Origin of the sequence: Marivita sp., from assembly GCF_022763305.1 — a bacterium.
In the GTDB taxonomy this organism is placed as follows: domain Bacteria; phylum Pseudomonadota; class Alphaproteobacteria; order Rhodobacterales; family Rhodobacteraceae; genus Marivita.
This window is the reverse complement of the sequence record NZ_JALEGT010000102.1, coordinates 91,619-99,895: the sequence shown is the minus strand read 5'-3', so window position 1 is coordinate 99,895 and position 8,277 is coordinate 91,619. Positions and strand designations below refer to the sequence as shown.

The following is an 8,277-nucleotide window of genomic DNA, read 5'->3' as shown; positions in this document are numbered from 1 at the left end:
GGTGGCATATCCTTTCTCTCTGAGAACGACGGCGTCTTGAACACCGCCATGATATGCCGCCTACTTCAGCCCATCACCAACTTTCGGGCATAACTCTTTCCAGATAGACGATGTCCTGCCGTTCTTCGATGGCCAGACCGGACGGGCCGTAGATCGCGTGATCGACGGTCACGAACACCATCGGCCCACTTGAGCCGTCTTTCTCGGTCACTGACCGGATGGATGAGCGGCGCTCGAGTGGATCGCCGACGCGCAGGGCGGGGCCGTAGAATTTCAGCGCACCCCCGGCCCACATGCGCCGGTCCAGACGGACGGGGGGCAGAAGATCGGTTTCACGCGGGTGCCCGTCGCGGCCCAGCTTGTCGTTCGGGGTGGACAAGGGGAAGGCGCACCAGTGCCAGAGCGGGGGAAGTGCATCGCCATGCTGGGGCGCTTTTCCCAGACCGACCGTGGCATGAAGCTGCCGCGCCAGTTCGGGTGTGACGCATCCCGCATCACGGGTCACGCGGCCGGTCCAGGCATCGAGATTGAGCATATCCATGATCGTCCTCCCCACAGGAATATGCATTAGACTTGCCGTTGAGCTCAAAAAAATCAAATGATTTTAAATAGTTAAGGGAATACCACGGTATACCGAAGCGCATGCTTCGCAGCTGCGGCATTTGACGGAAAAGGAAATTTTGTCTTTTTCTGCAGGTGCAGCCTGCGGCAAAAATCCGCGCGTTGTGGCTGGTTGGCAGCCCGGCAGGGGCGGTTGGCCGCATCCGATCCCCGCTTCCGCAGCCGTCAGGGACCGGATAGCTTGGTGCTATGACCAGAGCTGACGATGTGCCTTTCTCAGTCCCGCCCGTCGATGGCTCGGGCACGCTCCACCTGTCGGGCCGCGTGACGATCCGGACCGTGACCGCTTTGCACGACCATCTTCGGGACATCGAGATCAGTGCCCTGAAACGGATCGACCTCTCTTCAGTCACACGCCTTGATACGGCCGGGGCATGGGCACTCTTGATGCTGCGGCAGAAGCCCGGCGCCAAGGATATCGAGATCATTGGCGCCAGCGTCGAGGCGGCAAGCCTTCTTGAGAGTGTTGAACATGCTCTGCCAAGCCCGGAATCCCCACCCCCCGTTGATGGATCGCTGACCGCCCGACTCGACCGCTTCGGGCGCAGGGTGTTTGCCGGTGTGATGTTCGTGCGGGCACTGACCGGTTATCTGGGCATTTTCCTGCACCGCCTGGCCCGCGCGGTGCGTCACCCCAGTGAATTCAAGCTGACCTCTCTGGTGCATCACTGCGAGGAAGTGGGGCTCAAGGCCGTGCCCATCGTGGCGCTGATGGCGTTCCTGATCGGAGTGGTGCTGGCCTTTCAAGGGTCAACGCAGTTGCGTCAGTTCGGAGCCGAGGTGTTCGTCGTCGACCTGATCGCCATCTCCATCCTGCGGGAACTGGGCATCCTGCTGACCGCCATCATCGTTGCGGGCCGTACTGCATCGGCCTTCACTGCCGCCATCGGGTCGATGAAGATGCGCGAGGAAATCGACGCGATGCGCACGCTGGGCCTTGATCCCGGCATGAACCTGTTTGTGCCCCGCATTCTTGCGCTGCTGATCATGCTGCCGATCCTTGGGCTCATCGCCAATATCGCCGGGCTCTTCGGGGGCGCGCTGATGGCGTGGATCGACCTCGGCATCTCGCCCGCGATGTTCACGACGCGGCTGGTCGAGGGCACGGCGGTCAGCCATGTCTTTGTCGGTCTGGTCAAAGCCCCGGTCTTTGCCATGATCATCGGCGTTGTCGGCTGCCATGCGGGCATGCAGGTGCAAAGCAATGCGGAATCTCTGGGGCGGATGACATCGAACGCCGTCGTCACCGCGATCTTTGCGGTCATCGTCGCGGACGCCGTCTTCTCCATCTTCTTCGCGAGGATCGGCATATGACAGACCGCGAGGTGGTGATCAAACTGCGGGGCATCCGCAACCAGTTCGGGCGGCAGGTCGTGCACGAGGATCTGGACCTCGACGTCTATCGCGGCGAGATCCTTGGCGTCGTGGGTGGGTCCGGCACCGGGAAATCCGTGCTCCTCCGCACCATCGCGGGCCTGCAGAAACCCGCCGCCGGGTCTGTCGAGGTGCTGGGCACCGATGTTCTGAATGCTGACGAGGACACGCGGCAAAAGCTGGAAAACCGCTGGGGCGTGATGTTTCAGGACGGCGCGCTGTTTTCGTCGCTCACCGTGCGGGAAAACGTCGAAGTGCCGATGCGCGCGATCCCCGGTCTTGATCCGCAGATCCGCCGCGATCTGGCCGATCTCAAGATCTCCATGGTGGGCCTGCAATATCTCGCCGGTGACAAATACCCCTCTGAACTGTCCGGCGGCATGCGCAAGCGGGCAGGGCTGGCGCGTGCGCTGGCGCTGGACCCGGATATCGTGTTTCTGGATGAGCCGACCGCAGGACTCGATCCCATCGGGGCCGCCGCGTTCGACCAATTGATCCGGGGGCTCAGCCATTCGCTGGGGTTGACGGTGTTCCTTGTGACCCATGATCTGGACACCCTGCACGCGACCTGTGACCGCATCGCGGTGCTGGCGGAACGAAAGGTACTGGTGACCGGCAGCATGGCGGATATGCTGGAGGTGGATCACCCTTGGGTGCACGAGTATTTCCACGGGCCTCGCGCCCGTGCCGCCGTGCCCGATGGACCGGCCCAAGGCGGACAGAAAGGCGACTGACTTGGAAACCAAGGCGAACTTTGTCCTGATCGGCGCGTTCACCCTTGCGGGGCTGCTGGGCATCCTTGGGTTCTTCCTGTGGTTCGCCCAGGTCGAACTGGACCGCCAGTTCGACTATTACGACATCCGCTTCTCTTCGGTCTCCGGGCTGGGCAACGCGTCCGATGTGCGCTTCAGCGGCCTGCCGGTGGGGCAGGTGGTGGATGTGCGCCTGTCGCCCAATCAGGACGGCACGATCCTTGTCCGGGTCGAGGTGGATGCGGAAACGCCGGTTCGCACCGACAGCATCGCCACCATCGAAGCGCAAGGTGTGACGGGCGTATCCTTTGTGGGTATCGGCCCTGGATCACCCGATGCGGCGCTGCTTGAACCCACCGAGGACCAGCCCGTCCCGGAAATCACCGCAGGCCGCTCCACTCTGCAAAGCCTGTCCGAAGACGCCCCGCGGCTTCTCGAGGAGTCGCTGCAACTCGTCAGCGACGTCGGCGATCTTCTCGGCGCGGAAAACCGCGACCGCATCAACAGCATTATCGCCAATGTCGAAACCGCCTCTGCCGAATTCGCCGAAACTCTGGATGGGTTCTCGTCGATCTCGACCACGGTCAGCGACTTCGCCGAACAGATCAGCCGCTTCAATGAAACGCTCAACACCTTGACCGGCGATCTGACCGAGGTGCTGCAAACTGCCGATGCGACGCTCACCTCAATCGGCGAACTCTCCGAGCAGGGCAAAGGCGTCCTGACGACCGGAGCCGACACTCTGACCAGCGCCCAATCCGCCCTCGCTCGCACTGAAGACTACATCGCGACCGACCTGACCCAGACCACGGCCGATCTGCGCGCCACCGCCGCCGCGCTGCAAGCGGAACTGACCACGCTCTCTGCCGATGCTCGTGCTCTGATGGAAACACTCAACACCACCGGCGAAACCGCCACCGCGCGTCTGAAGGAGGCGCAAACGACCCTGCAAGCCACCGACGCCCTGATCGCCCGGCTCGATGGCACAGCCGAGGCCGTGACCGAAACCGCTGGCACGCTCGACACGCTGATCCGTGACGAAGGCGCGCCGCTCTTGTCCGAGACCCGCGCGATGGTGGCCGAGGCCGACCGCGCCATCGCCTCGGTTGCGACGGTTGCCAACGAAGACCTGCCGGACATCATCGCCGACATCCGCCAGACCGCCGAGACCTTCCGCACCGTCGCGACCGAAGTCGGCGGCAACCTGACCGCGTCCAGCCAATCCGCGGAAGCGGTGCTGGAAACGGCGCGCGTGACGCTTGAAGACGCGCGGGTGTCCTTTGCCAATGCCAACACCACGCTGGCCGCGATAAATGACGCGCTGGAAACCGGTGACCGCGCTTTGGGTGCGGCGGAACGGGCCTTCACGGGCGCGGATCGGGTCATCAACGAGGATCTGGACGGCATCATCAGCGGTCTTGAGGCGTCCCTCGGCAGTCTTGATGCCGCCATAGCGCAGGTATCCGAAGACATCCCCGGCATGTCCTCCGATCTGCGCGCCGCGAGTCAGGCGGCCTCCGACACCTTTGCCGAGCTGCGTAACCTGACCAGCGCCGCATCGCCGTCGATCCGCGACTTCACCACCACCGCGCTGCCGCTCTATTCGCGGCTGGCACAGGAAAGCCGCGCCTTGATTGCAAATCTTGACCGATTGACCGAACAAATCCAAAGGGACCCGACGCGGTTCTTCCTCGACAGCGAAACGCCGGAGTTCAGACGATGATTGCAAGCATCCACCTGCGCAAAACCCTTGCGGTGATGGCGATGGCTCTGCTGTCGGGATGTGCCGCAATTTCGGCGGTCAGCGATGCGGCCACACCGCTCGACGTGTTCGAACTGCGCGCACCTGACAGTATCGCCGCGACGTCCGCACGGCCCCGCGCCATCGACGTGATCGTGGAAATCCCCACCACCAGCGGAGCTTTGGCCACAGACCGGATCATGATCCGCCCGAATGCTCTGCAGGCTCAATATCTGCCCGAGGTCCGCTGGAGCGAGCCGACACCTGTGATGGTCCAGACGCTGATGCTGCGCTCCATCGAGGCCATGGGGGCTGTGCGCTATGTCGGGCGCAAGCCCTTGGGCGTGAGCGGAGATTTCGCCCTCGTGACCGAGGTGATCGACTTTCAGGCCGATGTCGTTCCAGGCACCGACACCGCCAATGTGCAGATCACCCTTCTTGTCCGGGTTGTGCGCGAACGCGATGCCAGCATCGTCGCCAGCCGCCGCTTCACCGCAAGTGCCCTTTCCCCGACAACCGAAACGCTGGCTGTGATCGACGCGTTCAGCGCCGCATCGGATCAGGTCTTTGCAGACTTTGCCGCTTGGGTAGGGTCCACGCTCTAGCTCAGGCGACACCTGCCGCGTACATCGCATCCGCGACCTTGCGAAACCCCGCCACGTTGGCGCCTTTGGCATAGTCGATCCCGGACGTGGTGCGGCCCGCTTCGGCGCAGGTGTCGTGGATCGTCTGCATGATGTCCTGAAGGGCGTCGGCCAGGTCATCCCGCGACTGGGTGCGGCGCTGGCGGTTCTGGCTGATCTCTAGCCCGGACACAGCAACACCACCGGCATTGGCCGCCTTGCCCGGCGCAAAAAGAAGCCCGGCTTCACGGATGGCCGCCTGCGCAGCGCGGGTTGTCGGCATGTTGGCTCCTTCGACAATCGCGGCGCAGCCGTTGGCAATCAGAGCTTTGACCCCATCGGCATCCAGTTCGTTCTGGGTGGCGCAGGGCAGCGCAATGTCGCAGGCCACGTCCCACGGCGTCTTTCCGGCGTGCCAGGTGGCGTCGAACGTGTCGGCATACGCCTCAAGGCTTGCGCCCGGCTTGGATTTGTGCTGTCGCACCCAGTCGATCTTGTCCTGCGTCAGACCGGCGGCGTCATGGATGAAGCCCCGGCTGTCGGACAAGGTGACAACCCTGCCACCCTTGCACATCGCCAATTCGGCCGCGAATGTCGCGACATTCCCGGCACCCGAGACCACGATCGTCTTGCCGTCGATGCTGTCGTCGCGCTCGGCCAGCATGTGGCAGAGGAGCTGCACAACGCCGTATCCGGTTGCTTCAGTCCGCATTTCGCTCCCGCCGAAGGACAAGCCCTTGCCGGTCAGGACCCCGGCGAACTGGTTCGTGATCCGTCGGTACTCTCCGAACATCCACCCGATCTCGCGTGCGCCGACATTGATGTCTCCAGCGGGAATGTCGATGTCGGGTCCGATGTGTCGGTGCAATTCCTGCATGAAGGATTGGCAAAATCGCATGATTTCGGCGGCGGATCGTCCCGCAGGATCGAAATCCGCACCGCCCTTGCCTCCGCCCATCGGCAAGCCGGTCAGGGCATTCTTGAAGGTCTGTTCGAAGCCCAGGAATTTCAGCACCGACTGGTTCACGGTCGGATGAAAGCGCAAGCCGCCCTTGTAGGGTCCAATGGCCGAATTGAACTGTACGCGATAGCCGCGATTGACATGTGCGACATTGTCATCGTCCCGCCAGTCGACGCGGAAGGACACGATCCGATCCGGCTCGGTCAGCCGTTCGAGAAGCGCGAATTCGCGATACTCCGGGTTCTCGTTCACGATCGGGATCAGATCGGGGATGATCTCGGCCACGGATTGGTGGAACGCGTCTTCGCCGGGGGTGCGCTTTGCCAGATCCGAGAGAAAGTCGTCGCAGTCGATGGTGCGGTGTGTCATTCAGCCTGTCCTTTCGATGACAGGCTAACCGCCTCTGCTGCCAGAACGTTCCGATCAAGCGAGCGGGATGTTCCGCCCCCGCCGCGCGACTGAGGATGGCCTCCGCCGATCCGCCTCGTCCGACTAGGTCAGACGCTTTCCGGGCGACAGCATGTCGGGATCGGCTTTCACCTCGATCAGCTTGACGCCTGTCCGCGCCCGCGCCTCGGCAAGGGCGGCCACGAAGCTGGCCTGATCCTGGGCCTTGATCGCGAACGCGCCGAAGGACCGCGCAAAATCGCTGAAATCCGGATTGGTCAATTCCGTGCCCGAGATCCGGTTCGGGTATTCCCGTTCCTGATGGGCGCGGATCGTGCCGTAGCGGGCGTTGTCGATGACAATGACCGTCAGGTTCAGGCCGTGATGAACGGCTGTCGCCATCTCCTGACAGGTCATCATGAAACACCCGTCACCCGCAACGGCAACCACCTCGCGGTCCGGCGCGCAGATCGCTGCGCCGATCGCGGCAGGCAGACCGTACCCCATCGAACCGGATGTCGGAGCAAGCTGCGACCCCGGCGCGCGGTAGCTGTAGAAGCGATGCAGCCACCCGGCGTAATTGCCCGCGCCGTTGCAGACGATTGCGTCCTCGGGCAGCACGTCGGCCAAATGCGCGAAACAGCCGGCCAGCCAGTCCTCGGCGACCGAAGACGGGTCGCGGAACGAAACGTACTGTTGGCGCAGGTCAGTCGTCCGGTTCGCAAAACGGTCCGGGGCGATGGGATCCCAGCCCGCCGCAGCCGTACACCACGTTACGGTATCCGCAACAAGCGCGATCTCGGGTTCGAACACCCGTCCGATTTCCTCGGGATCCGGGTAGATATGGACCAGCGATTGCTCGGGCACGGGCGGTGTCAGGATCGTGTACCCTGCGGTGGTCATTTCTCCAAGACGCGGCCCGACGGCGATGAGCAGGTCCGTGTCGGCCATGATCTCCTTCAGGTATGGGGGGGTGCCGACGCCGTAATGACCGACGTAATTCGGATGGCGGTTGTCCATAAGTCCCTGACACCGCAGGGAAACCGCAACGGGCAGACCTTGCGTTTCCGCAAAACGCCGGAGGGCTGCGATGCCCGCCTCGGTCCAGCCACCTCCGCCCGCCAACACAAGCGGACGCGCGGCCTGCGCGATGCGCGCCTTGAGCGCCTCCATCTCGGCGTCCGATGGCAGGAACCGCGGGGCCTCGATCCGCGCGGGTGGTGTCGGACGGGCGATTTCGTCGTAGAGCATGTCCTCGGGCAGGGCGAGGACCACCGGCCCCGGCCGCCCCGACATCGCCGTCCGGAACGCACGGCTGACATATTCCTGCAATCTGGACGCATCGTCGATCTGCGCCACCCACTTGGCCATCTGCCCGAACATGCGGCGGTAGTCGATTTCCTGAAAGGCCTCGCGGTCCATCATGTCGCGCGCGACCTGTCCAAGAAACAGGATCATCGGTGTCGAATCCTGAAAGGCGACATGCACCCCCGCGCTGGCATTGGTGGCACCGGGCCCCCGTGTGGCAAAGCAGATGCCGGGCCGACCCGTGAGTTTGCCATATGCCTCGGCGGCCATCGCAGCACCGCCCTCCTGTCGACAGGTCACGAAGCGAATGTCCGTCTCGCGCCCGTGAAACGCATCAAGCACCGGCAGATAGCTTTCACCGGGAACACCGAAGGCGGCGCGTGTCCCTTGGGCGACAAGCAGGTCAACGAGATGGTCGGCAGCGCGGATCGTGGTGTTGGAACGGGACATGACGGTCAGAGCCTGTGGTTGATTTTTGTGCAGGCTAAAGCCGAAGGCGGGACAGGGCAA

General features: G+C 63.4%; 7 protein-coding genes. 4 read left to right on the top strand and 3 right to left on the bottom strand.

Annotated elements, in window-relative coordinates:
- Positions 1 to 73: 73 nt before the first annotated feature.
- Positions 74 to 541 (bottom strand): MaoC family dehydratase N-terminal domain-containing protein, encoded by a 468-nt coding sequence (locus MRY75_RS18535; protein ID WP_292309489.1) that lies wholly within the window; start codon positions 539 to 541, stop codon positions 74 to 76.
- 269 nt (positions 542 to 810) lie between these two features.
- Here MRY75_RS18535 and MRY75_RS18530 point away from each other — a divergent pair, with 269 nt between their 5' ends.
- Genes MRY75_RS18530 through MRY75_RS18515 form a run of 4 tightly spaced genes read left to right on the top strand, consistent with a single transcriptional unit; the run spans position 811 to position 5,093 of the window.
- The gene (locus MRY75_RS18530; protein ID WP_292309488.1) at positions 811 to 1,935 is read left to right on the top strand and encodes an MlaE family lipid ABC transporter permease subunit; all 1,125 of its coding nucleotides are present in this window, start codon (positions 811 to 813) and stop codon (positions 1,933 to 1,935) included.
- On the top strand, positions 1,932 to 2,729 hold the full coding sequence (locus tag MRY75_RS18525) for an ABC transporter ATP-binding protein (RefSeq protein WP_292309487.1): 798 nt from the start codon (positions 1,932 to 1,934) through the stop codon (positions 2,727 to 2,729). Before MRY75_RS18530 ends, MRY75_RS18525 begins: the two co-directional genes overlap by 4 nt.
- A 1-nt stretch (position 2,730) precedes the next feature.
- Complete coding sequence (locus tag MRY75_RS18520) at positions 2,731 to 4,470, top strand: MlaD family protein (protein WP_292309486.1); 1,740 nt, start codon at positions 2,731 to 2,733, stop codon at positions 4,468 to 4,470.
- Positions 4,467 to 5,093: an ABC-type transport auxiliary lipoprotein family protein gene (locus MRY75_RS18515; RefSeq protein ID WP_292309485.1), complete on the top strand. Its 627-nt coding sequence runs from the start codon at positions 4,467 to 4,469 to the stop codon at positions 5,091 to 5,093. Before MRY75_RS18520 ends, MRY75_RS18515 begins: the two co-directional genes overlap by 4 nt.
- Position 5,094: 1 nt before the next feature.
- Here MRY75_RS18515 and gdhA read toward each other — a convergent pair whose 3' ends face one another.
- Positions 5,095 to 6,441, bottom strand: coding sequence for an NADP-specific glutamate dehydrogenase (gene gdhA, locus MRY75_RS18510; RefSeq protein WP_292309484.1), 1,347 nt, complete (start codon positions 6,439 to 6,441; stop codon positions 5,095 to 5,097).
- A 123-nt stretch (positions 6,442 to 6,564) separates the two neighbouring features.
- Positions 6,565 to 8,217, bottom strand: a complete 1,653-nt coding sequence (locus MRY75_RS18505) for a thiamine pyrophosphate-dependent enzyme (RefSeq protein ID WP_292309483.1) — start codon at positions 8,215 to 8,217, stop codon at positions 6,565 to 6,567.
- Between the last annotated feature and the right edge of the window lie 60 nt (positions 8,218 to 8,277).